Annotated in this window: 22 protein-coding genes and 1 pseudogene; 13 read left to right on the top strand and 10 right to left on the bottom strand. The window is 69.5% G+C overall.

Going from position 1 to position 23,522, the window contains the following annotated elements; genetic code table 11:
- Nucleotides 1-192: 192 nt before the first annotated feature.
- A pseudogene (locus T333_RS32950) lies at nt 193-699 on the top strand (Ppx/GppA phosphatase family protein); the annotation flags it as partial.
- Nucleotides 700-755: 56 nt separating this feature from the next.
- Nucleotides 756-1,094: a Ppx/GppA phosphatase family protein gene (locus T333_RS32945; RefSeq protein ID WP_355004093.1), complete on the top strand. Its 339-nt coding sequence runs from the start codon at nt 756-758 to the stop codon at nt 1,092-1,094.
- Nucleotides 1,095-1,224: 130 nt separating this feature from the next.
- Here the strand turns inward: T333_RS32945 and T333_RS32940 are convergent, their stop codons facing one another.
- Nucleotides 1,225-2,304 carry an NAD-dependent epimerase/dehydratase family protein gene (locus tag T333_RS32940; protein WP_496426923.1) on the bottom strand — a complete coding sequence of 360 codons (1,080 nt, stop codon included), beginning with the start codon at nt 2,302-2,304 and terminating at the stop codon, nt 1,225-1,227.
- A 127-nt stretch (nt 2,305-2,431) separates the two neighbouring features.
- On the opposite strand from T333_RS32940, the gene T333_RS32935 reads away from it, so the two are divergent.
- The 4 genes from T333_RS32935 to T333_RS32920 all read left to right on the top strand — a co-directional run bounded on the left by T333_RS32935 (nt 2,432) and on the right by T333_RS32920 (nt 7,797).
- Nucleotides 2,432-4,861 (top strand): molybdopterin oxidoreductase family protein, encoded by a 2,430-nt coding sequence (locus tag T333_RS32935; protein ID WP_496426922.1) that lies wholly within the window; start codon nt 2,432-2,434, stop codon nt 4,859-4,861.
- A 267-nt stretch (nt 4,862-5,128) separates the two neighbouring features.
- Nucleotides 5,129-6,049 carry an ABC transporter substrate-binding protein gene (locus T333_RS32930; RefSeq protein WP_496426921.1) on the top strand — a complete coding sequence of 307 codons (921 nt, stop codon included), beginning with the start codon at nt 5,129-5,131 and terminating at the stop codon, nt 6,047-6,049.
- 3 nt (nt 6,050-6,052) lie between these two features.
- Nucleotides 6,053-7,012, top strand: coding sequence for an amino acid ABC transporter permease (locus T333_RS32925; RefSeq protein ID WP_355004090.1), 960 nt, complete (start codon nt 6,053-6,055; stop codon nt 7,010-7,012).
- Nucleotides 7,013-7,044: 32 nt separating this feature from the next.
- On the top strand, nt 7,045-7,797 hold the full coding sequence (locus T333_RS32920; RefSeq protein WP_355004164.1) for an amino acid ABC transporter ATP-binding protein: 753 nt from the start codon (nt 7,045-7,047) through the stop codon (nt 7,795-7,797).
- Between the two features lie 124 nt (nt 7,798-7,921).
- Here T333_RS32920 and T333_RS32915 read toward each other — a convergent pair whose 3' ends face one another.
- Complete coding sequence (locus T333_RS32915) at nt 7,922-8,512, bottom strand: DUF8020 domain-containing protein (RefSeq protein ID WP_355004089.1); 591 nt, start codon at nt 8,510-8,512, stop codon at nt 7,922-7,924.
- Nucleotides 8,513-8,756: 244 nt separating this feature from the next.
- Complete coding sequence (locus T333_RS32910) at nt 8,757-9,704, bottom strand: LysR family transcriptional regulator (protein ID WP_355004088.1); 948 nt, start codon at nt 9,702-9,704, stop codon at nt 8,757-8,759.
- A gap of 71 nt (nt 9,705-9,775) precedes the next feature.
- On the opposite strand from T333_RS32910, the gene T333_RS32905 reads away from it, so the two are divergent.
- From T333_RS32905 to T333_RS32895, 3 genes are all read left to right on the top strand, one after another.
- Nucleotides 9,776-11,149, top strand: coding sequence for an FAD-binding oxidoreductase (locus tag T333_RS32905; RefSeq protein WP_355004087.1), 1,374 nt, complete (start codon nt 9,776-9,778; stop codon nt 11,147-11,149).
- Between the two features lie 109 nt (nt 11,150-11,258).
- Nucleotides 11,259-12,143 (top strand): SPFH domain-containing protein, encoded by an 885-nt coding sequence (locus T333_RS32900; protein ID WP_355004086.1) that lies wholly within the window; start codon nt 11,259-11,261, stop codon nt 12,141-12,143.
- Between the two features lie 9 nt (nt 12,144-12,152).
- Nucleotides 12,153-12,335 carry a type II toxin-antitoxin system antitoxin gene (locus tag T333_RS32895; RefSeq protein WP_357256063.1) on the top strand — a complete coding sequence of 61 codons (183 nt, stop codon included), beginning with the start codon at nt 12,153-12,155 and terminating at the stop codon, nt 12,333-12,335.
- A 73-nt stretch (nt 12,336-12,408) separates the two neighbouring features.
- On the opposite strand, the gene T333_RS32890 is transcribed toward T333_RS32895, so the two are convergent.
- The gene (locus tag T333_RS32890; protein ID WP_496426920.1) at nt 12,409-13,305 is read right to left on the bottom strand and encodes an SDR family NAD(P)-dependent oxidoreductase; all 897 of its coding nucleotides are present in this window, start codon (nt 13,303-13,305) and stop codon (nt 12,409-12,411) included.
- A gap of 43 nt (nt 13,306-13,348) precedes the next feature.
- Here T333_RS32890 and T333_RS32885 point away from each other — a divergent pair, with 43 nt between their 5' ends.
- Nucleotides 13,349-13,936 (top strand): TetR family transcriptional regulator, encoded by a 588-nt coding sequence (locus T333_RS32885; protein WP_355004083.1) that lies wholly within the window; start codon nt 13,349-13,351, stop codon nt 13,934-13,936.
- Between the two features lie 52 nt (nt 13,937-13,988).
- Here the strand turns inward: T333_RS32885 and T333_RS32880 are convergent, their stop codons facing one another.
- The 4 genes from T333_RS32880 to T333_RS32865 all read right to left on the bottom strand — a co-directional run bounded on the left by T333_RS32880 (nt 13,989) and on the right by T333_RS32865 (nt 17,086).
- The gene (locus tag T333_RS32880) at nt 13,989-14,117 is read right to left on the bottom strand and encodes a helix-turn-helix domain-containing protein (RefSeq protein ID WP_496426919.1); all 129 of its coding nucleotides are present in this window, start codon (nt 14,115-14,117) and stop codon (nt 13,989-13,991) included.
- Nucleotides 14,118-14,311: 194 nt separating this feature from the next.
- Nucleotides 14,312-15,358, bottom strand: coding sequence for a helix-turn-helix transcriptional regulator (locus tag T333_RS32875; protein ID WP_357256057.1), 1,047 nt, complete (start codon nt 15,356-15,358; stop codon nt 14,312-14,314).
- Nucleotides 15,359-15,414: 56 nt separating this feature from the next.
- Nucleotides 15,415-16,152, bottom strand: coding sequence for an aspartyl/asparaginyl beta-hydroxylase domain-containing protein (locus T333_RS32870; protein WP_355004080.1), 738 nt, complete (start codon nt 16,150-16,152; stop codon nt 15,415-15,417).
- A gap of 79 nt (nt 16,153-16,231) precedes the next feature.
- Nucleotides 16,232-17,086, bottom strand: coding sequence for a class I SAM-dependent methyltransferase (locus T333_RS32865; protein WP_357256053.1), 855 nt, complete (start codon nt 17,084-17,086; stop codon nt 16,232-16,234).
- A gap of 314 nt (nt 17,087-17,400) precedes the next feature.
- On the opposite strand from T333_RS32865, the gene rpsA reads away from it, so the two are divergent.
- On the top strand, nt 17,401-18,867 hold the full coding sequence (gene rpsA / locus T333_RS32860) for a 30S ribosomal protein S1 (RefSeq protein ID WP_067793196.1): 1,467 nt from the start codon (nt 17,401-17,403) through the stop codon (nt 18,865-18,867).
- A 182-nt stretch (nt 18,868-19,049) separates the two neighbouring features.
- On the opposite strand, the gene T333_RS32855 is transcribed toward rpsA, so the two are convergent.
- On the bottom strand, nt 19,050-19,730 hold the full coding sequence (locus T333_RS32855; RefSeq protein WP_496426918.1) for an NAD(P)-dependent oxidoreductase: 681 nt from the start codon (nt 19,728-19,730) through the stop codon (nt 19,050-19,052).
- An 89-nt stretch (nt 19,731-19,819) separates the two neighbouring features.
- Between T333_RS32855 and T333_RS32850 the strand changes: the two genes are divergently transcribed.
- Nucleotides 19,820-20,518: a TetR/AcrR family transcriptional regulator gene (locus T333_RS32850; protein ID WP_355004077.1), complete on the top strand. Its 699-nt coding sequence runs from the start codon at nt 19,820-19,822 to the stop codon at nt 20,516-20,518.
- On the top strand, nt 20,515-21,147 hold the full coding sequence (locus tag T333_RS32845; RefSeq protein WP_496426917.1) for a TetR/AcrR family transcriptional regulator: 633 nt from the start codon (nt 20,515-20,517) through the stop codon (nt 21,145-21,147). The genes T333_RS32850 and T333_RS32845 overlap by 4 nt, the downstream gene beginning before the upstream one ends.
- On the opposite strand, the gene T333_RS32840 is transcribed toward T333_RS32845, so the two are convergent.
- Nucleotides 21,116-23,371 (bottom strand): MMPL family transporter, encoded by a 2,256-nt coding sequence (locus T333_RS32840; RefSeq protein WP_496426916.1) that lies wholly within the window; start codon nt 23,369-23,371, stop codon nt 21,116-21,118. The genes T333_RS32845 and T333_RS32840 overlap by 32 nt on opposite strands.
- Between the last annotated feature and the right edge of the window lie 151 nt (nt 23,372-23,522).

Here is a 23,522-nt window from a genome sequence, read left to right as displayed (position 1 = left end):
GCAACCCGCGCTCGTGCGTGGCGCCCACCGGCGTGCCCGCGTTGTTTCGCTGCCGCCGCGCCACAGCGGGCCGAGGGAGAGCTGGTCGTCGAGGGTGTCGCGCGCCGTGGGGAGCGGTGGCTGCGCCCTGTGTCGGCGCATGCGCGCCGGTCGGAGCGGTGTAAACGAGCGGGGACCGGGTAGTGCCTCCGGGTGAGGCTCGGTGTTCTGGATCTGGGGTCGAACTCGGCGCAATTTCTGGTCGTGGACGCGTCGCCCGGCGCGCCGCCGCTGCCCATCCGGGCGCTGAAGGAACCGGTGGTGCTGGCGGAGGACATCGACGCGGACGGGGAGATCGGCGACGCCGGGATCGAGCGGACCGCGACCGCGGTGTCCCGCATCCTGCAGGCGGCGCGGCGCTACGAGATCGAGAGTTTCTACGCGTTCGTCACCGCCGCGATCCGGGACGCGCCGAACCGGGAGTCGGTGCTCGACGGCGTCGAGCGGGCCGCGGGTATCCGCCCGCAGTTTCTCACCGGCGCCCAGGAAGCGCGACTGACCTATCTGGCAGTGCGCCGGTGGTACGGGTGGCGGGCCGGGCCGCTGCTGGTGCTCGACATCGGCGGCGGCTCGATGGAACTGGCCCTAGGCCGCGACGACGAACCGGAGCTCGCGCTCTCGCTACCGCTCGGCGCCGGACGACTGACCCGCGCGTACCTGCGCGGCGATCCGCCCGATCTACACGAGGTCGGCCTGTTGCGCGAACACATAGAGGAGTGTCGCCGTTCGCCACCCGCGAGCTGCGCCAGGCCCAAGCCCGCCGGATCACGCGCCGCCTCGCGAAGCTCTCCGCGCGCCAACGCGCCCAGCTGCGCGGCGTCTCCCAGCCGCGGGCCCGCCAGATCCTCGCGGGGGCCATGGTCGCCGAAGCCACGATGGCGGCGCTGAACATCGAACGCCTCGAGGTGAGCCCGTGGGCGCTGCGCGAAGGCGTTGTGCTGCAACATATCGCGACGCTGGTCGACACCGACGACATCCTGCCGCTCACGCCGTTCGCCCTGGCCCAGGAGCCCGAGCCCGATCCGGTGATCACCACGTTGGCCGGGCATCGCTGACGACGATTTGCTGGCGGGGGATCGCGTGCGCTGCTTTCGTGACGACGCTACGTTCCTGATTGCATGAACCTGCGAGATCGAGGCTCGCTGGTCGCCTGCCACGTCGCGCGATCGCGAGACGGCGTTGATCCTAGTGCGCGGGCACGCCCCACACGTCGACCGGATCGCGACCGCCCACTCCCGACGCGAATTCCTTGATGCGGAACCGTCCGCCCGCGTCCGACGCGAGCGGGGGAGTGTCGCCGCCCGCGTTGGCGCGGAACCCGTCCAGCACCTCGCGCAGCGTTTCGACGGCGGTGTGGCGCGGTGTCCAGTCCAGTTCGGTCCGCGCGCGGCCGGTGTCCATGATCGGCAGTCGCAGCAGCGCGTCGAAGAGGCCGGGCGGTGTGGGCGCGAGGCGCAGCCGCCATGCTGTCGAGAGGGCCGCGCGGACCGTGCTCGCCGGCACTTCCACGGTCCTTGCGTCGAAGAGTTCGCCGAGGCGCGCACGGTCGAGCACCGGGTCCGCGGCGATGTTGAACGCGCCGCGGGCGTCGGTGACGGCGGCGCGGGCGAAGGCGCGGCCCGCGTCGTGGCTGTGCAGCGCCTGCATGCGCAAGCCGCGCGGCACCGGAAGGATCGGAAGAGTTCCCGGGCGGACCAGCGGGTGCGGCAGCAGTGGCCCGGCGAACAGGCGGCGCTGCTCGCTGGCCGAGGCGCGCTGGAAGACGAACGACGGCCGCATGCGCACCACCCGTGTCTCGGGATGCTCGGTTTCGAACGCGTCGAGCACGCGCTCGACGTAGGCCTTCTCCCTCGTGTACGCCGCGAGTGGCCAGCCGTCGGTGGGCCACGACTCGTCGACCGGATCGTCGTCGCGCGCGGGGGAGTACGCGCCGATCGATGAGGCGCAGACCACGGCGGGTACGCCTTCGGCCACCGCGGCGGCGAGCACCCGCTGGGTCCCGATGACGTTGGCGCGCCAGGTGACCTCCGGCCGGTGCGTCGGCTGGAACAGCCACGCCAGCTGCACGACGGCGTCGGCGTTGCGGAAGACCCGGCCGAGATCGTCCATGCGCACATCGGCGCCGGCGAATTCCATCCCGGACGGCAGGGTCGACGGCGCGCGACGCGCCACCCCCACGATCGAGGTCACCACCGGTTCGGCCGCCAACGCCGAGACCACCGAGGTGCCGATATTGCCCGTAGCACCCACCACGACGACGCGCATGGCCACTCCTCACCACCGGAGATGTCGGACGTGGGCCGCAGTACCACGCGGCGGTCGGTTCAAACCACCGTGCGAGATGTCGCCGCAGTTCAGGCGTGCCGCGTCCCTCGGCGGGTACGCGCGCGGTATGGAGACCCGAGATCGAATCGCCGACCCCTGGGGGCGAAGGTTCGCCTACGCCGCCGGACAGCAGTGGCCCGAACGGGTCGACATGTATCTGGCCGACGGCGTGGAACCCGAGGCCGTGCAGCGGTGGGTGCCGTCCGCCTCGGTCATGAGCTCCAACGGCGACGCGCTCGACATCGCGGTCTTGGACGGCCGGATGGTCGGGGTGCGCGGCCGTGCGGTCGACCGGGTCAACCGCGGCAGGCTCGGACCGAAGGATCTGTTCGCCTGGCAGGCCAATGCGTCGCCCGATCGCCTGACCCGCCCGCTCGTCCGCCGCGACGGCGAACTGGTCGAGACCGATTGGGACACGGCCATGGACCGCATCGTGCGGCACAGCGAGAGCCTGCTCGAGCGGCACGGGCCCTCGGCGATCGGCTTCTACACCTCCGGCCAGCTGTTCCTGGAGGAGTACTACACGCTGAGCGTGCTCGCCCACGCGGGCATCGGCACCAACCACGTCGACGGGAACACCCGGCTCTGCACGGCGACGGCCGCGGAGGCGCTGAAGCAGTCCTTCGGCTGCGACGGCCAGCCCGGCTCGTACACCGACGTCGACCACGCCGACGTCATCGCGCTGTTCGGGCACAACGTCGCCGAGACGCAGACGGTGCTGTGGGCGCGGATCCTCGACCGGCTCGCCGGACCGAACCCGCCCGCGATCGTGTGCGTCGACCCGCGCTACACCCCGGTCGCTGAGCACGCCGCAGTCCACCTCGCGCCCCTGCCCGGCACCAACGTCGCGCTGATGAACGCCCTGCTACACGAGATCATCGCCAACGGGTGGGTGGATCACGAGTACATCCGCGAGCACACCGTCGGCTTCGACGAATTGCGCACCCGGGTGAGCGAATGCTTCCCGGAGCGGGCGGCACGGACCTGTGGTGTTCCGGCCGGGCACATCCGCGAAACGGCCCGCCTGCTCGGTACCGCGCCGCGGCTGCTGTCCACGGTGCTCCAGGGTTTCTACCAATCCCATCAGGCGACCGCGGCGGCGGTGCAGGTCAACAACATCCACCTGATCCGGGGGATGCTCGGGCGGCCCGGCTGCGGCGTATTGCAGATGAACGGTCAGCCGACGGCGCAGAACACCCGCGAATGCGGCGCCGACGGTGACATGGCGGGCTTTCGCAACTGGGCCAACGACGCGCACGTCGCCGAGCTGGCCGAGCGGTGGCGGGTCGATCCGGATCGGATCCCGCACTCCGGACCGCCGACCCACGTCATGCGGATGATCCGGTACGCCGAGCAGGGCGATATCCGGATGCTGTGGGTGAGCGCCACCAACCCGGCGGTGTCCCTGCCGGAGCTGGCGCGCGTCCGGTCGGTCCTCGCGCGCGAGGACCTGTTTCTCGTGGTGCAGGACATCTTCCCGACCGAGACCGCGGCGATGGCCGATGTGGTGCTGCCCGCCGCGGCGTGGGGCGAGAAGACCGGCGCGTTCACCAACGCCGACCGCACCGTGCACCTCTCGGAGCGGGCCGTCGACCCGCCGGGAGAGGCGAAGTCCGATCTCGACATCTTCCTGGACTACGCCCGCCGCATGGACTTTCGCGACCGGGACGGCGGCCCGCTGATCCACTGGCACGATCCGGAGTCGGCGTTCGAGGCGTGGAAGGCGTGCACGGCCGGACGTCCGTGCGACTACAGCGGCCTGACGTACGCGAGGTTGCGGGCGGGCTCGGGCATCCAATGGCCCTGCGACAGCACGCATCCGGACGGCACCGAGCGGCTCTATACCGACGGGCGGTTCTGGAGCGCGCCCGACGAGTGCGAGTCCTATGGCAAGGACCTGCTCTCCGGGAAGCCCGTGGAGCCCGCCGAGTACCGGGCGCTGAACCCGGACGGCAAGGCGATCATCAAATCGGCCGACTACGTGCACGCGCGCGAGACGCCCACCGAGGACCATCCGTTCGCGCTGGTCACCGGACGAACGTTGTACCACTTCCACACCAGGACGAAGACCGCCCGCGCACCGCAGCTGGAGGCGGCAGCGCCGGAGGTCTGGGTCGAGATCTCGCGCACCGACGCCGAACGCGCGGGGATCGGCGAGGGCGACCTGGTGGCGGTGACGACGCGACGTGGATCGGTGCGGGCCCGCGCCCGCATCGGCCGCATCCGCCCCGGCGTGTTGTTCCTGCCGTTCCACTACGGCTACTGGGATCACGGGGACGGCGCCCACGACCGGGCCGCGAACGAACTCACCCCCACCGACTGGGACCCCTCGTCCAAACAGCCCCTGTTCAAGACCGCGGCGGCGAACCTGGTGCGGGTGGCTCCGGGCGCCGATCCGTCCACCGCGCCGACGACGACCGGGTCCGCCCCGGTCGACGCCTCCGTTCCCGCCACCACGGGCGGCCCCGCGGCCTTCGCGGTCGAACTCGATTCCTGAACCAAGGTTTCGATACCCGGCCGCGTGCCGATGTGACGCGCGGAAGCCACCAGCACATAAGTCTTTCGCCGGACGGGCAATTATGTGGCTACCCACACGGGCCGTTTGTGAGGCTCCGGAGTATGGTGTCCGGTCGGCGCACCGGCAGCCGGTACCGGGTGGAGTCCGCAACGACCCGATGTGGAATTCCATTACTGTCCAGCACGAAACGTCTCGGTCGCTTAGATTGCCAAACGGGTGGTAACACCCGGGTTTCTCGTAACCGAAATGTGGAGGGCTGCTGTGTCTGATCGATCCAAGCCTGGCAGGCGGGCCCTGCGGGCGATGTGCGCGCTCACCGGCGCCGCACTCGTGCTCGCGGGCTGTACCACCAACACCGAAGACACCGGACCGGCGGTCTCCAAGGTGCAGGTGGACAAGGTCACCGAAATCGCCGATCAACTGCCCGACAAGATCAAGCAGTCCGGCAAGCTGGTCATCGGCGTGAACGTGCCCTACCAGCCCAACGAGTACAAGGACGCCAGCGGCAAGATCGTCGGCTTCGACGTCGACCTGATGGACGCCGTCACCTCGGTGCTGGGTATCGAGGCGGAGTACGTGGAGTCGGCCTTCGAGAAGATCATTCCGGCGATCCAGGCCGGTACCTACGACGTCGGCATGTCCTCGATCACCGACTCGAAGGAACGCGAGCAGCAGGTCGACTTCACCACCTACTTCAGCGCGGGCATCCAGTGGGCCCAGCAGACCGGTAAGCCGATCGACCCGAACAACGCCTGCGGCAAGAAGGTCGCGGTGCAGGCCACCACCGTCGAGCACACCGACGAGGTGCCCGCCAAGAGCGCCAAGTGCGTCGCCGAGGGCAAGCCCGCCATCGATATCAAGCCGTTCGACGAGCAGAGCGCCGCGACCAACGCGCTGGTGCTCGGCCAGGTCGACGCGATGTCGGCCGACTCCCCGGTGACCGCGTACGCCATCAAGCAGAGCAACGGCAAGATCGAGACCGCCGGCCCGGTGTTCGACTCCGCCCCCTACGGCTGGGCGGTGCCGAAGGGCTCGCCGCTGGCCAAGGTCCTGCAGGCCGCGGTCAACCACCTGATCAAGAGCGGCCAGTACAAGCAGATCACCGAGAACTGGGGCGTGCAGGACGGCGCGATCACCGAGTCGGTGATCAACGGGGCCGTGAGCTGACGGATGTCCGACACCGACACCACCGTCGTGCCCGGTGATCCCGGGCCCGGCGGCGTCCCGGCGCCGTCCGAACCCGAACCGATCAAAGCGGTTCCGCTGCGCAGGCCGGGGCGCTGGATCGCCGCCGCCGTCATCCTGGTGCTGCTCGGACTGTTCGTCTACGGCGCCGCCACCAATGACGCCTACCAGTGGGGCACCTACTGGAAGTACCTGTTCGACAGTCGCATCGTCGCGGGCGCGGTCGTCACCCTCGAGCTGACCGTGCTGGCGATGGCCATCGCGATCGTCCTCGGCACGGTGCTCGCGGTGATGCGCCTGTCGCCGAATCCGGTGCTGCGCTCCACGGCCTGGGTGTATCTCTGGATCTTCCGCGGCACACCGATCTTCGTGCAGCTGGTGTTCTGGGGCCTGGTGCCCTCGCTGTATCAGCAGATCCATCTCGGCGTGCCGTTCGGGCCGCAGTTCTTCGAACTCGACGTGCAGGAGTTGCAGGCCGCGTTCACCTTCGCGGTGATCGGACTCGGTCTCAACGAGGCCGCCTACATGGCCGAGATCGTCCGCGCGGGCATCAATTCCGTTGGCGAGGGTCAGCGTGAGGCGTCGGTCGCGCTGGGCATGTCCTGGACCCAGACCATGCGGCGCACCGTGCTGCCGCAGGCCATGCGGGTGATCATCCCCCCGACCGGCAACGAGCTCATCGGCATGCTGAAGACCACCTCGCTGGTGACCGCGATCCCGCTCAGCACCGACCTGTTCGGGCGGGCCCGCGACATCTACGGCGTGAACTTCCAGCCGATTCCGCTGCTGCTGGTCACCGCGACCTGGTATCTGGCCATCACCAGCGTGCTGATGGTCGGCCAGTTCTATCTGGAGCGGTACTACTCGCGCGGCGCGTCCCGGCAGCTGACCGCCAAGCAGTTGCAGGAACTGGCCGACGCGCAGAGTGTGGTGAAGGCGAAATGACGGTCTCCATGGACAAGGACTCGGCCCCGCGGATGATCGTCGCCGACCGGGTCTGCAAGAACTTCGGCGCGCTGCAGGTGCTCAAGGGCATCTCGTTGGAGGTGGCGCGCGGTGAGGTGCTGTGTCTGATCGGACCGTCCGGTTCCGGTAAGTCCACCTTCCTGCGCTGCATCAACCACCTCGAGCAGGTGAACGCGGGCAGGCTGTACGTGGACGGCGAGCTCGTCGGCTACCGGCAGAAGGGCGACAAGCTCTACGAACTGCACCCGCGCGAGGCGGCCAAACAGCGCCGCGACATCGGCATGGTGTTCCAGCACTTCAACCTGTTCCCGCACCGGACGGCGCTGGAAAACATCATCGAGGCGCCGACGCAGGTGAAGAAGGTGCGCAAGGCCGACGCCGTGGCCCGCGCCCACGAGCTGCTCGATCGGGTGGGCATGGGCGACAAGGCCAATGCCTATCCGGCCCAGCTGTCCGGCGGTCAGCAGCAGCGGGTGGCGATCGCCAGGGCGCTGGCCATGGATCCGAAGCTGATGCTGTTCGACGAGCCGACCTCGGCGCTGGATCCGGAGCTGGTCGGCGAGGTGCTGCAGGTGATGCGCGAACTGGCCGAGAGCGGCATGACCATGGTGGTGGTGACGCACGAGATGGGCTTCGCCCGGGAGGTTGCCGACCAGCTGGTGTTCATGGACGGCGGCGTGGTGGTGGAAGCGGGAGCGCCGCGCGAGGTGCTCAGCGATCCGAAACACGAACGGACCAAGGCGTTCCTGTCGCGGTTGCTCTGAGTCCTTTTTCGCGGTTCCACCGCGGGGTGTTCATTCGCGGTTCCATCGGGTGCCGACAGCAGTGGGCCGGGCGTCACGCCCGGCCCGCTTGTCGTTGTCATCGGTTATTCCGCTCGGCTACCTGTCACGGGAACGGTGAGAAGAAGCCGAGGGTGGCGCCGACCGCTGCGCCGATGGCGCATCCGGGGATGGCTCCGACCAGGAAGAACCAGATGCCGATCGCGACGCCGACCGCGCAGCCGATGGCTGCGCCGACTGCGATCGAGATCGGTCCCCAGGCCTGCTGCACGCCGGGCAGGTCTTGCGAGTTGACCGCCTCGGTCGTCGGTCCGCCGATCGGTGTCAGCGACAGCTGGGTGCCTGCGGCGTTGACCACGGGTGAGACGGCGAACTGCCCGAACGTCGTCGGGATGGAGCCGACGACCGCGCCGTCATCGGCTAGAACTGTGACCGCGTCGGGCGTGATGGCGAACTTGCCGGAAGCGAGATTCACCGAGGCGCTCGAGTGATCGGCCGCCAGTGTCGTCGTGTAGCCGACAGCGCCGTCCGTGCCGCTGAAGCTGACGTCCGCCAGACCTGCCTCCCCGTGTCCGGTAGCGGTGGCTATACCGGTAGCCGCGATGGCCATGAACGCGGTTGCCACCAATTTCTTGATAAACATTGGACTCCAATCATCCTTGCCGATTTCCTTTGACGTTCCCCCGACGAACGGCACCGGATAAGGAATATGATGCCCCTTTGAATCACTTTGTGTCCAGGGGGCTATCAGCGCATTCGACGCGAATTTCGGGTTCGTTTTCCGCTGACGGGTAATTCGTGCAATTAGAGATTCAACTTGCCCTGACAAGTGCGTTGACCAGTGTCAATGGAAGCGTCGACTGGAGCGGGCAGTGCCGTCGATGGTGCCGGATGATCGGCGAGTTCGCCACTCGGGTAGGTGGCGATCGGCTCAGTGGAAATTACTCGCCAGTATTCTCCGAATTTTCCGGACGCGGTTGTCGGCGGGTGCCGGGACTATCGCCGAGCGCGATGCGAAGTTGACCAAGGAGAACTTTGGTGGCGGGCGCGGCGGGATGGTCGGTGCGCCAGACGAGGGCGAGTCGTCCGCGCAGCTCCGGCTCGACGATCGGCAGCGTCCGCACCCCGTGCGCGGCGGCCTCCGCCGCGGTGAGCGCGGGCACCACCGCCACGCCGAGTCCGCGCGCGGCCAGTCGTAGCAGCAGGGGCGGCGCGGCCGCTTCGAACGCCACGTGCGGCTCGAATCCGGCCGCGGCGCAGGCACGTTCGAACACGCCGCGCACGCCGGTGCCCGCGGGCAGGCAGATCACCGGCTGGTCGCGCAGCGCGGCGAGCGGGATGGTCGCGCCGTGGTCGCGGTCGTCGGCGGCGACGGCGGCGACCACCGCGGTGTCCAGCACGACCTGCTTGCCGAGCCCGGGGCCGAGATCCGCGCCGCTCAGGCCGACCAGGGCGATGTCCAGTTCACCGCGGCCGAGCGCGGCGAGCATGCGCTCGGAGGTGTCCTCGGTGAGGCTGATGGCGACCCGAGGGTGGTCGTGATGGAAATCGGCGAGCACCGCCGCGACATCGAATTCCTCGGGGGCGGCGCCGGAGATGAGTCCGACCCGCACATGACCGCGCAACAGGCCGGTGAACTCGTCCACCGTGTCGGCGATGCGCTGCGCCGCGGCCAAAGCCGCCTTGGCGTGCGGCAATACGGCCGCGCCGACTTCGGTGAGCGTCACCGTGCGCCCGCCGCGGTCCAGCAGCGGCTGCCCGAGTTCCCGCTCGAATTGCCGGATCTGGGCGCTCAGGCCGGGCTGAGCCAGGTGCAGGCGCGCGGCGGCGCGGGTGAAGTTGGCTTCCTCGGCGACGGCGACGAAGTAGCGCAGGTGGCGCAGTTCCATAACTGTCGATTCTAGAAACGATAGAAACCATCTGTTGTACTTCTCGTTCGCGGACGAGCATCGTCGAAGCCATGACAGACAACGCGACGCAGACCACCGATTTCCCCCTCTTCACCGGCCAGGTGTTCCGGCCGGGCGAGCCCGGTTACCAGGCGGAGGTCGCCGGATTCCAGACCGCCTACACCCACCGGCCCGCGCTCGTGGTGGCAGCGGCGCATGCCGAGGACGTCCGGGCCGCGGTGGAATACGCGGCGCGCCAGCAGCTTCCGGTCGCCGTGCAGGCGACCGGGCACGGGCTGTCGGTGGCCGCCGAGGGCGGGGTGCTGATCACTACCGCGCGGATGACCGGTCTCCGCATCGATCCCGAGGCGAAGACCGCGCGGGTCGCCGCGGGCGTGCGGGCCGGCGCGCTGGTCGAGGCGGCGGCGGAGTTCGGGCTCGCCCCGCTGAACGGTTCCTCGCCGTCGGTCGGCGTGGTCGGCTACACGCTCGGCGGCGGAGTCGGCTTGCTGGCCAGGGAATTCGGCTACGCCGCCGACCACGTGCGAATGATCGAACTGGTCACCGCGGACGGCCGGATGCGCACGCTGCGCCCCGGTGACGAACTGTTCGGCGCGGTGCTGGGCAGCGGCGGCAATTTCGGCGTGGTCACGGCGCTGGAGATCGACCTGGTTCCGGTGCGGACGGTCTACGGCGGGCAGCTGGTGTTCGACACGCCCCTGGCCGCGGCCGCACTGGAAACCTGGCGGCAGTGGACCGCGACGGTGCCCGACCAGCTGACCTCGACCGTCGCCACGCTGACCTACCCCGATATCCCGCAGGTGCCCGAGTCGCTGCGCGGCCGCTACGTCGCCTCGATCCGGATCGCGTTCGACGGACCGGCCGCCGAGGGAGAGCGCCTGGTCGCGCCGCTGCGGGCGGTCGGGGCGCGACTGCGCGACGATCTGCGCGAGCTGCCCTACACCGAATCGCACACCATCCACAGCGATCCGGATCATCCGCACGCCTACGCCGCGACCAACGCCGTGCTCGGCGAACTCCCCGAGGAAGCGCTGGCCGCGCTGACCGCCGCGACCGGTCCCGGCGGTGCGATCGATGCGGTGGTCGACATCCGTCACCTCGGCGGCGCGCTGGCCGAGCCGGGCTCCGCGAGTGTCGCCGTCGACCGGCGCGAGGCCGCGTACGTGGTCCGGGTGATCACCATGCCCGCGCCCGACGCGGGCGCCGCCGTGCCCGACGAGCACGGTGCGATCCGAAAGGTGCTCGCGCCGTGGACGATCGGCCACAGCCTGGCCTTCCTCTACGGCGCGGGCGACGGCGCCGACGACGCGCAGACCCGGGCGGGCTACGCGCCGGACACCTACGCGCGGCTCGCGGCGCTGAAGGCGAAGTACGACCCGCGCAACATGTTCCGGTTCAACCGCAACATCCGGCCCGCGCTCTGAGCAACCGGTGCGCCCGGCGGCGATTGGCCGCTCGGCGGCTGATCGCCCATTGGCCGCTCGGCGGCCGCGTGCTATCTTGGTGATATCACTTTGATACCGGGAGGATGTCATGAAGCTCAGGCCCGCATTCCACGTCAACGGCTTTCTGGTGCTGTCGGCCTGGTTGGTGCTGACCCTTCTCTTCGGCGGCGCGGCCGCTTTGGGGTACGTCGCGGCGGTCAAGGACGGGAACACACCGGCGCTGATCGCGGCGATCGCGGCCACCGTGGTCGTGGTGGTGCTCGCACTGCTCGCCACCGGGTTGGTGATCGTCAACCCGAACGAGGCGAAAGTGGTGCAGTTCTTCGGCCGCTACATCGGCTCGGTGAGCGAGCCCGGCTTCTTCTCGGTGGTGCCGCTGACCGACCACAAGATCATCTCGCTGCGGGTGCGCAACTTCGAGACGCAGAAGCTGAAGGTCAACGACGCCGACGGCAATCCGGTGGAGATCGCGGCGGTGGTCGTCTACCGCGTGGTGGACAGCTTCAAGGCCGCGTTCGCCGTCGACGACTACGAGGAGTACGTGGAGACCCAGTCCGAGGCCGCGGTCCGGCACCTGGCCACCACGCACCCCTACGACGCGCACGACGCCGAACGCACCAGCCTGCGCGACGGCGCCGAGGTGGCCGAGGAACTGACCGTCGAACTGCGGGACCGCACCGAGATGGCGGGCATCGAGGTGCTCGAGGCCAGGATCACCCACCTCGCCTACGCGCCGGAGATCGCTCAGGCCATGCTGGTTCGCCAGCAGGCCGCGCAGGTGGTGGCCGCGCGCACGCACATCGTGGAGGGAGCGGTCGGGATGGTGAGTCTGGCACTGGATCGCCTCACCGCGCAGGGCGTCGTCGAGCTCGACGAGGAACGCCGGGCCGCGATGGTGTCCAACCTGCTCGTGGTGCTGTGCGGCGATCGCGCGACCCAGCCCGTGGTCAACGCCGGATCGCTCTACAGCTGAGCCGGGCCCATGGTCGAACGCAAGAAACTGTTGCTGCGCCTCGACCCGGCCGTCCATGAAGCCTTGGCCAAATGGGCGGCCGACGACCTGCGCAGCATCAACGCACAGATCGAATACGCCCTGCGCCTTGCGCTCGAACAGGCGGGCCGCAAACCGAAGTCCAAGGGAACCGGAAACGCCACGGACGACTAGTTGGACGCCGAAAACCGAACGGACGTAGCGCCTTCCCCGTCGGGAGGCGCTGCTCCGGCGTTTCGCGGGTCGGTCAGCGAGCGAGCTCCGCGATCAGAGTCACGCTGTCGTCGTAGAGCGCCCGCTGCGCTTCGCGATCGTAGGAGGCCGCGGAGGACGGACGCTCGGCGCGCCCGACGAAATGGCGGCCGGTGGTGGCGGCCAGCGCCGGGTCGGTCATCAACCGGGCGAGATCGGCGCCGGAGCGGGTGGGTGTGTGGACGCCGGGCAACAGCACGAGGGCCTTGGCCACTGTGTCCCACAGCGTTCGCGCGAACCGGCTTGCGTCCCTGGCCAATCCGGTGCCCGGCATCAATCCGGGGTCGAAGGCGTTCACCGTGACGCCCTGATTGCCGAGCCTGCGCGCCAGCTCGTAGGCGGTCTGCAAGTTGGCCAGCTTCGAGGTGCTGTAGCGGCGGCGGCCGTCGCGATGCGCGGCTTCGGTCGCGGCGGGCGGGTGGGCGAGTTCGCGCGCCGAGGCGGTCAGCGGATGCGGCATGCCGGTGAACCGGCGCGGGTCGTGTGTTCCCGAGGTCACCAAGACGATCCGCGCGGGCGCGACCAGATCGTCGCGCAGCGCGTGCACCAGCGCGAGGTGGCCGAGGTGATTGACGCCGAAGGTGGCCTCCACGCCGTCGGCGGTGTAGGTGCGGCGGGTGAATTGCAGCCCGGCGTTGCAGACCAATCCGCGCAGCGGAGGAAGTTCGGCCGCGCGCAGTTCGTCCGCGAACTCGCGCACCGACGCCAGCGAGCCCAGATCCAAGGCCATGCCGCGGGCTCCGAGCTCGGCCGCCTCCCGCGCGGCGCGCGCCGGGTCTCGGCCGGTCACCACCACGGTCCAGTGCGGGTCGGCGGCCAGCGCCCTGGCGCATTCGCGGCCGAGTCCGCTGGTGCCGCCGGTGATCACCACGGTTCTGTCGCTCGTTGTCATATGGCACAGTGTGCCACTTTCCGCCATGCGTGACAATGCTTCCATGTCGTTGCGTGATCGGAAGAAGGAACGCACCCGGCGCGCGATCGCCGACGCGGCGCTGCGGCTGTTCGCCGAGCGTGGGTTCGACGCGGTGACCATCGCCGACATCGCCGCCGCGGCCGAGGTGGGCACCCGGACTCTGCACCGGTACTACAGCGGCAAGGACGAGCTGCTCTTCGCCGAGGACGACGAGTACCGCGCCGAACTAGCCCGGCTGCTCGCCGAGCGCCCCGTGGGCGAGGATCCGGAGACGACGTTGGCCGCCGTCATCGGACCGATGGTGGCGCACTTCGCGGACCGGCTCGACGAGTTGCGCACCCGCGACGCGCTGATCGCCGCCAATCCCGCGCTGCAAGCCCGCGACCTAGCCAAGCGCAGCGCCATCGAAGCCCTGCTCACCGCCCACCTCGCCCATCAGATGGGCGTCGACTCGGCCGCCGACGTGCGCCCGCTGCTGTGGGCCAAGGTCGGCATGTCCTGCTTCTTCGCGGGCTTCGAGATCTGGCTGCGCAGCGGAGGCGAGCTCGCCGACCACGTCACGGCGGCGCGCACCGCGCTGGTCGCCGAACTCGGCGCCGCTCGAGGCTGATCCGATGGCCGCGACTGCCCGACCGGCCGTTCGCGTTTCGGCTCGCGGCGCGTTACTCGGCGGCGTCTCGGGCGCGCGTGCGGGAGGTGAGCATCGGCAGCGCTTCGAGCGCTGCGCCGAGGTCGCGAACGGCCGCCGGATCCGCGAGAGGCCGGCCGGTGAGTTCTTCGATCCGCCGCAAGCGATACCGGACCAAGTTCGCGGGCGGTTCCGCCGCTCGCAAGTAGCCGCGGCGGAACCGCCCGCGCCGAACCAGGTTTCGAGGGTTTCCAGCAGCCTGGTTCGTTCGTCGTACGGTAGCGCGAGCAGCCGCGCCGAAGCCTCATCGCCCCCCGGCACGGTGGACCGAGACTGCCCGCCACGCATGCTCGCTTCCTAGGAGATGCCGAGCGCCCGCGACAACAGCCCCTGCCGCGTGTGCACACCGCACTTGGCCAGTATCGCCTTCACGTGATCGTTGATCGCGTGCTCGGGCAGTCCCGAAACGCTTGCGGGACGGGGGGATTCGCGGTCGGTGGCGAGCAGGGCGAGCACCTCGTTCTCGCGGGGAGTGAGCGCGTGCGCCCGCCCGAACAGATCCAGGCGCTCGGCGGGGGTGCTCGGCGCCATCGAGACCGTGATGTCCTCGGCGCCGAGCCGGTCCGCCCGCACCGTCAGCCAGCGGGCACCGCCCAGATGGACGCGCGACCGCGACGGGCCGACGGGTGTGCCGTGCTCGGCGGCCAGCAGCGCGGCGCCCGCGTTGTAGACCGCGTTCGGGATCGGCGGCATGGCCTCCTGCGGTGGATTGAGCCGCAGCAGCGCTGCCGCGGCGGCCGGAGTCTGGCCACGCATCCGCAGGTCGGGCCCGAGCGCGACGGCCGCGGGTTCGGCAGGGACGAGTCCGCCCGCCTCCGCGACAAAGGTGCGGCCGAGCGCGGCGCGCAGCCCTCGGGTGATCGGTGCCGCCAGCGCGGCCAAGGTGGTGAGCTGGCTGGGGTCGAAGGCGCGTGGGGTCTTGCGCAGCAGTTCGAGGAAGCCCCAGCATCCGTAGCGGTCGCCGAAGACCACTGTGGCGGTGTCGAAAACCCCGAGATCGCGCAGCACCTCGCGCCAGACCCGCGAGCGCGCGGGATCGCCGCCGGTGGCGGTGCGCAAGGACGTCGCCGCCGTGCTCCGATCGAGTAGATCGCTCCAGCGGGTGAACTCGGTCAGGTACCGCAGCCGGATCAACTCCGGCAGCCGTGCCCAGGGCAGACCGAGCAGGTCGGCCAGCGGCGACGTCCCCACCCTGGTGGCCGGATCGGTGAGCATGAAGACGTGCCCGTCGAAGGAGACGGCCGCGCGGAGATCGGCGAGCACCACTTCGCGCAGCCGCTTCGCCGTCTGCTCGGCCCGGCTGTGGCGCTCGACGCGATCGAGGAGATCCCGCGCACTGGGCACCGGCCAAGTCTAGGGCGAAATCCCCTGGCTCCGGGGCGTGTCGGCGAGCCGGAACCTCAGTTCGGGTTGCCGACCTCGGCGGACAAGCCGCGTTCCCATGCGCGGTGCTTGCGCCCGGAGTCCGGGAACGGTGACCGCGACGCCGCGCCTACGAACGCGTGGTTGACCCACGAGCCTGGGAAGCGGCAGGGACGCAGCACGTCGAGGGACAGCACCACGCGGGCGCTCGCGGAGTCGTTCCATGCGCGGTGCCGGTAGGAGTCGTCGAACAGCAGGCTCTCGCCCTCGTGCCAATGCCGCGTCAGCCCGCCGACTTGGATGCCGCACCGCCGCGGATCGGCGATGCGCAAGCCCAAGTGGTAGCGAAGCACCCCGTTCCACAGCCCGCGGCGCGGCAGGACGCGCTCGCCTGGCCGCAGGATGGAGAACATCGCGGTGACGAGCCCCGGCACCTGATCGAGCAGCGCCGCGGTCTCGGGGCAGCGGGCCCGGTTGGCCTCCGATCGGACGCCGTAGCCGCAGAAGAAGAAGGTGCGTCTGCGCTCGTCGGAGGTCGCGGCCACATCGAAGGAGCTCTCGTGAAAAGCGGGCAGGTCGTCGCAGTGGACCAGCACACTGTCCATCTCGGGTCGGATGGTCTGCCAGTTCTCCTCCATCGGGCCCGTCCAGGAGAACTCACGGGGGTCCAGGAACGGCTCCGTGCTGACTAGGGACGTACGAGCCACCAGCTGTTCGAGCGGGGACAGAAGCCGCACGGCGGCGTCGTAGGTGTGGTCGCGAAGGCTCTTGGACATGGCTGCGAGGATAGGAAGGCGAGCCGCGGGAAAGAGGATGGTTCCGTCGAGGCGGCGTGTCGACCGGGGATCCGCGCCGTCAGGGTCCGGGTTTCTCCGTGACGAAGATGGCCGTGCCGGGGAAGAGCTCGCCGCGCAGCGGGCTCCACTGACCCCATTCCCGGTCCAGCCATTCCGGCCAGTCCGGTTCGACGATGTCGCGCAGCGCCAATCCCGCGGCGACGATCTCGCGGACCCGATCACCGATGGTGCGGTGGTGCTCGACGTAGGTCGCCGCGCCGTCGGCGTCGACCTCTACATAAGGGGTGCGATCGAAATAGGGAATGGACGCGGTGAGACCGGCCGGGCCGGGATCGTCGGGGAAGATCCAGCGCATCGGGTGGTTCACCGAGAACACCCAGCGCCCGCCGGGCCGCAGCACCCTGGCCACCTCGCGCATCAGCAGCGCGGAATCGGCGACGAACGGCACCGCGCCGAACGCCGAGCAGGCCAGGTCGAAGGACTCGTCCGCGAACGGCAGCGCCTCGGCCCCCGCCTGCACCAGCGGAACCCGCGGACCGCCGCGCGCCATCGCGGCCAGCCCGCGCTCCAGCATGCCCATCGACAGATCGAGACCGACCGGCAGCGCGCCCTGTCCGGCCAGCCAGCGCGCGCACGGCGCCGAGCCGCAGCCGATCTCCAGGACGCGCTTGCCCGCCAGATCCTCGCCGAGGAAGTGCATATCGCCCTCGTGCAGCCCCTCGGGGCACCACACGAACTCGCCGCCGGGGGAGTCGACGCCGAGGAAATCGGCGTGCGTCTGGTGATACTGGTCGGCGTCGGCGTCCCACCAGCGCCTGCTCGCGCGTTCGCTGTCGGCCGAACTCAGTTTGGTTCGTGCGGTTCCGGTGGTTCCGAGCAGCGCGTTCGCTTGGGCATGGCGATCTTCCGACACGCGCGTGAGCTTAACGATCGCGGCGCGCCGGAAGCGCTCCGGCGTGGCGTGCAGACCGGTTTGCCCGTGCGGACCAAGGTCGCGTACGCTGAACCGCGCGAGTGTCTGTTGTACAGACGTGTGACTGTACCGAAGTAACGATCTACCGACGTATCAGCGCACTGAAATAACAGAGCGCCCGTGCTGAGTTTCACAAGTGGATGAGTGCGGTACGTTCCTCTGTGTCCGTCGTCGCATCGTCGCGGTGATTTCGCAGCGTACCGAAAGTTCCAATGTCCGCAACCGACCACAATCCGTCCGGAGCAAACCGACACATGCCCACCACCGTCACCTCGCCGCAGGTAGCCGTCAACGACATCGGCTCCGCCGAGGACTTCCTCGCCGCCATCGACGCCACGATCAAGTACTTCAACGACGGCGACATCGTCGAAGGAACCATCGTCAAGGTCGACCGCGACGAGGTTCTGCTCGACATCGGTTACAAGACCGAAGGCGTCATCCCCTCCCGCGAACTCTCCATCAAGCACGATGTCGACCCGAACGAGGTCGTTTCCGTGGGCGATGAGGTCGAGGCCCTCGTTCTCACCAAGGAGGACAAGGAAGGCCGCCTGATCCTGTCGAAGAAGCGGGCGCAGTACGAGCGTGCGTGGGGCACCATCGAGGAGCTCAAGGAGAAGGACGAGGCCGTCAAGGGCACCGTCATCGAGGTCGTCAAGGGCGGCCTGATCCTCGACATCGGCCTGCGCGGCTTCCTGCCCGCCTCGCTCGTCGAGATGCGTCGCGTCCGCGACCTCCAGCCGTACGTCGGCAAGGAGATCGAGGCCAAGATCATCGAGCTGGACAAGAACCGCAACAACGTGGTCCTGTCCCGCCGCGCTTGGCTGGAGCAGACACAGTCCGAGGTGCGCTCCGAGTTCCTGCACCAGCTGCAGAAGGGCCAGGTCCGCAAGGGTGTGGTCTCCTCGATCGTCAACTTCGGCGCCTTCGTCGACCTTGGCGGCGTGGACGGTCTGGTGCACGTCTCCGAGCTGTCCTGGAAGCACATCGACCACCCGTCCGAGGTCGTCGAGGTCGGCAACGAGGTCACCGTCGAGGTTCTCGACGTCGACCTGGACCGCGAGCGCGTCTCGCTGTCGCTCAAAGCGACCCAGGAAGACCCGTGGCGTCAGTTCGCCCGCACCCACGCGATCGGCCAGATCGTGCCGGGCAAGGTCACCAAGCTGGTTCCGTTCGGTGCGTTCGTGCGCGTCGAAGAGGGCATCGAGGGCCTGGTGCACATCTCCGAGCTGGCCGAGCGCCACGTCGAGGTGCCGGACCAGGTCGTGGCGGTCGGCGACGACGCGATGGTCAAGGTCATCGACATCGACCTGGAGCGTCGCCGGATCTCGCTGTCGCTGAAGCAGGCGAACGAGGACTACCACGCCGAGTTCGACCCGTCGAAGTACGGCATGGCCGACAGCTACGACGAGCAGGGCAACTACATCTTCCCCGAGGGCTTCGACCCCGAGACCAACGAATGGCTCGAGGGCTTCGACAAGCAGCGCGAGGAGTGGGAAGGCCGCTACGCCGAGGCGGAGCGTCGCCACAAGATGCACACCGCGCAGATGGAGAAGATGGCGGCCGACGCCGCGGCCGAGGCCGCGAACGGCGGCGGCGCGTCGAACTACTCCTCCGAGAGCGGTGCGCAGTCCTCCTCCAGCCAGGCCGAGCCCGCCGGCGGTTCGCTGGCCAGCGACGCCCAGCTGGCGGCTCTGCGGGAGAAGCTCTCCGGCAACGCCTGATTCGGGTAGAGCACACGCGAAGGCCCCGGTCCGCACGGACCGGGGCCTTCGCCCTGTTCGGGGTAAGCGCGGTCGAGGCCGATTACGAGGGGGAGGGGTTCGGCCGCGGCGGGAAGACCGCGGCCGATCTGCTGCGGGAGTGGTTCCCCGAGCGCATCGCTCGGGGATTGAAGTGGGGTGGGTCAGGCGGCGGCGACGGTGAAGCGGCGCTGGGGGAAGCGGGGGTTCTCGGCTTCGTCGAGGAGGGCGACCGCCACGTCCTCGGCGGAGATGTCGGTGTCGGCGATCAGGAGCTGGTCGCCGCCGACGCGGTAGCGGCCGGTGCGGGCGCCGGACTCGACCAAGCCCGACGACGGGGACAGGTAGGTCCAGTTGCGGTTGGAGAGACGGTAGACGTTCAGCGCGTCCCGCAGCGCCAGCACGACGTCGCGGTATTCGGCGGGCACGCCGAGGTCCTCGGTGAGGATGCGCGTGAATTCCGTTCCGGTGTCGACGAGTTGGCGTCCCGGCGCGACCTCCAGGCTGCCCGCGCCGCCGACGGCGATGAGCCGGATGTCCGGGTGCCGCTCCAGCGCGCCCACCATGGCGTGCGCGCCGGTGACGAAGGCGCTCGCGTTGGCGATGGTTTCGGCGATGCCGTGCCCGGCATTCACCGCGCTGATCACCACGTCCAGGCCCGCGATGGCCGCGCCGATGCTGTCGGTGTCCAGCCAGTCCGCCACTCGCCAGCGCACCTCGCCCGGGTCGGCGGGGAAGCGCGCCGAGTCGCGCGCGAAGGCAGTCACGTCGTGTCCGCGCATGCGCGCCTCCTCGACCACTCGCCCGCCGATGACGCCGCTCGCGCCAAAAATTCCGATCTTCACGATGCCCATCCTCTAAACACTGTTCGTTTACTACACGCCGTTCAGTAACGACACGGGTGATAGTAGTCGCACGCTGTAGAGTGTCAACCGTGGTCGAGGTGCAGAGTCGCAGGGAACGTTTGCGCGCGGAAGCGACGGAGGAGATCAAGGCCATCGCCCGGCGCCTCCTCGCCGAGGGCGGTCCGGACGCGATCTCGCTGCGCGCCATCGCGCGTGAGATGGGCATGACCGCGGGCGCGCTGTACGGCTACTTCGCCACCCGCGACGAGCTGATCACCACCCTCATCTCCGACGTCTACACCGGACTCGTGGACCGGCTGGAGGCCGCGAGGGACGCCGTTCCCGAGGACGACCCCGGCGGCCGCATCATCGCCTGGGGCGAGGCCGTGCGGGACTGGGCCGTCTCGAATCCGGAAGGGTTCCGGTTGATCTACGGCGACCCGGTGTCCGGATATCAGCCGCCGCCGGAGGGCCCGGCGCGCGCGGCGGAGCTGCGTGCCTGCGACGGGCTCGTCGGACTGGCCGCGGCCGCCTGGCCGCGCGCCGCCGCGACCCAATCTCTCGGCGACTCGACGTGGTCGGATTTCGACCCGGCACTTGTCGAGCACGTGCGCGCCGACTTTCCCGATCTGCCCCCGGCCGCGCTGGCGCTGGCGCTGCGCATGTGGGGCCGCATGCACGGCCCGATCGCGCTCGAGGTGTACGGTCACCTGCGCCCCCAATCGCAGGATCCCGCAAAGCTTTTCCACATCGAGATGCTCGATCTGGTGCGGGCGGTGGGGCTGTGACGGCGACGCACCGCAGGTTTCCCGCCACCCTCTGGGAGCGCAGGAAGGTCGAGTCGATGAGCCGGATTCAGCGGGTCGCGCTGGATCTGTTCGACGCGTACGGATATCGCGAGGTGACCGTCGAGCGGGTGGCGGCCGAAGCGGGCGTCTCACCCAGTTCGATCTACCGCTACTTCGGCACCAAGGAGATGCTGGTCCTCTACGACGAGGCGGATCCGCAGCTGCTGGAGGTGCTGCGCACCGCAGGCGACGGCGAAACCCTCGATCCCGCAGCGCTTCTCGCGGTGGCGCGTCCGCTGGTGCCGGTGATGATCGCGACCCTGATCACCGCGGACTCCGAACACCGCATCGCGCGCAGGCTGCGCTACGTGCGCGCCTTCCCCGAGGTCAGGGACGGCCAGACCAGGCAGATGCGTGAACTGGAGGAACAGTTCCGTCAGCTGTTCGCCGAACGCTGCGGGCGCGACCCCAACGACCTGAAGGTCCGGATGGCCGCCTCCACCGCCATCTGGGGCGGCGTGGCGGCGCTGGATCACTGGGCCGGACAGGATTTCGCCGAGCCGCTGAGCGTGGTCTACACCGCGGCGGTGGAATCCATCATCGATGCGCTGGAACTGATCGTTCGCTGACGGTGGCGGCTTCCACCTTGCTCGGCCACCGCGGCAGCCACCAGTTCCAGCGGCCGAACAGCCGCATGAACGCGGGCACCAGGATCAGGCGCACGACGAGCGCGTCGATGGTGATGGCGACCGCGAGCGCGAATCCGATCTGCTTGATCTCCAGCACGTCCGCGGTCACGAAGCTGGCGAACACGGCGACCATGATGGCCGCGGCGGCGGTGATCGGACGTGCGGTGCGCTGCAATCCCTCGGCGACCGCGGCGGCGTTGTCGTTGCCGCGGTCCCACGCCTCCTTCATCCGCCGGATCAGGAAGACCTCGTAGTCCATCGAGAGACCGAAGAGCACCGCGAACACCAGCATCGGCAGATACACCTGGAGAAACCCGGTGCCCTGGAAGCCGAGCACGGATTCACCGACGCCGTACTGGAATACGGCCACCGTGATGCCGAGCGCCGCGCCGGTGGCCAGCAGGTTCAGCAGAATGGCCTTGACCGCGAGCACGATACTGCGGAACGCCAAGATCAGGAAGGCCAGCGAGACCGTCAGCACCAGGGCGATCACCCACGGGAAGCGGGCGGTGATCCGTTCGGACACTTCGGCGAAGGTCGCGGGCGTGCCGCCGACGCGCAACTGCGCGCCCTCGACTTCCACGGCGCGGGAACGGATGTCGTCGGTGAGTTCGGCGACGGCGGTGGAGTCGAAGGACTCCCGCGGCACCACCGTGACCATGATCCGTCCCTCCGATTGCTGGGGCAGCACCGTGGCCACGCGCGGATCGCGGGACAGTTCGTCGGCGAACTCGTGCACTTGCGATTGCGCCGCACTCAGCAGCGGCCCGTCGTCGGGTCCGGTCGCGAGCACCGAGACCGGGGCGAGCAGTCCGGGGCCGAAGTTGTCTCGCACCAGCCGGGTCGCCTGGCTGCTCGGGCGGTCGCCGAGCGAATCGAGACCCATGTCGATGCCGTAGCGAATGCCGGTGATCGGCGCGGCCGCCACCGCCAAGACGGCTACGCCGAGCAGGCCGAACACCACCGGTCTGCGCATGACGGTGTGCGCCCAGCGCGCCCAGGCAGTCGACGCCGTCGTCGAGCGGGTCTCCGCGGGACGCAACCGCGCGGGTAGCGCTCCCCGGTTCACGGCGGGTCCGAGCGTCGCCAGCAGCGCGGGCAGCAGCGTGACGGCCGCCGACAACGTGGCCAGCACGGCCGTCACCACGCCGATCGCGACGCCGTCGAGCATCGGCAGGCCGACCACGGCCAGCGAACAGAGCGAGATCAGCACGATGAGACCGGAGGCGAGCACCGTCCGTCCGGTGGTGTCGAGCGCGACGGCGACCGCGCGGTCGATCTCCGCGCGCGCCGAGCGGTCGCGGACCCCGCGCCTGGTCAGTTCCTCGTTGAACCGGCTGACGATGAACATGGCGTAGTCGATCGCGGTGCCGGTGGCGATCATGGTCGCGACCGAGAGCACCAGCGAGTCGAAGGTCAGGAAGGTGGTCAGGCCGAACAGCGCGCCCACCGCCGCGGCGATGCCCGCGGCGGTCACCGTGATCGGCAGCGTCGCGGCGGCCAGCGCGCCGAGCGCGAGGACGAGCACGGCGGCCGCGACGGGCAGTCCGATGGTCTCGGCGCGCTGCATGTCGGCGGTCTCGATCTCCATCAGATCGGCTTGGGCCGGGCCGTAACCGGTGATCGCCACGCGGATGTCGGCGTCGGAGATCGCGGTGACGGCCGACTGCAACCGGCTGGCGACCGCGACCCGCTCGGACATGTCGCCCTGCAGGCCGACGATGCCGAGGGCGGTGTGCCGGTCGGCGGAGATCTGCGCGGCGGCGTTGCCCTGGAACGGTCCGAGCGCGCCGGTGACGCCCGCGGTCTCGCGCGCGGCGACGAGCGCGCGGTCGACCGCGGCACGGAATTCGGGAGCGTCGGCGGTGAACCGCTCCGAGTGGAAGACGAGCAGGTCCTGTTCCGCGCCGAACTGCGCGAAGTGTTGTGCCGCAAGGCGATCCACTTCGCTGGACGCCGAACCCGGCACCGTGTAGTCGGGCGCGCCGAGCCGATCGTGCAGCAGCGGATAGGCGGCGCCGCCGAGCACCACGAGCAGCAGCCAGACGGCGAGGACGATTCGGCGGTGCCGGGCCATGGCTGCGCCCCAGCGTCCGAGCGCGCGCAGCCGCGGCGGCGGGACGGGTCGTTGGCCGGGCTCCTTGGTCAGGGTCGGTAGCGACATGGCCCCTCCTGTCAGGTACCTGATAGTCACTATCAGGTTTCTCGGTCAGCCTAGGTTGGGGTTCCCGTTTTCTGCAAGTGACTACCAGCTGTGACGGACGTCATGTTCGCGGTGAGCAAGCTGTCCGCGGCAAGGTGAGTTCCGCGTCGTG

The organism is Nocardia sp. CNS-044, assembly GCF_059570515.1.
The sequence above is the reverse complement of the archived record's forward strand: the minus strand, read 5'-3'. Positions and strand labels throughout refer to the sequence as shown.